1 pseudogene is annotated in these 267 nt (G+C 49.4%); it reads left to right on the top strand.

The annotated features are described in order from the left end of the window. Positions 1-267, top strand: a pseudogene (gene pepN, locus ACYP03_RS26410) (aminopeptidase N); the annotation flags it as partial.

Below are 267 nucleotides of genomic sequence, written 5' to 3'. Positions count from 1 at the left end.
GGCCTGCTGATTCGTCAATTGCCTGAAGCGTTTGAACTCACCATTGAAACAGAAATTAACCCGGAAGCAAACACCGCGCTTGAAGGTCTGTATAAATCTGGTGGTGGCTTCTGCACTCAGTGTGAGGCGGAAGGTTTTCGGCGCATTACGTTTTATCAGGATCGCCCGGATGTGCTGGCTCGTTTCACCACCAAAGTGATCGCAGATAAAGCCAGCTTCCCGTATTTGCTGAGTAATGGTAATAAAGTGGCAAGCGGTGAGCTGGAA

The sequence above is a fragment of the Photobacterium sp. R1 genome (assembly GCF_054600795.1).
This window is presented reverse-complemented; position numbering and strand designations above follow the sequence as displayed.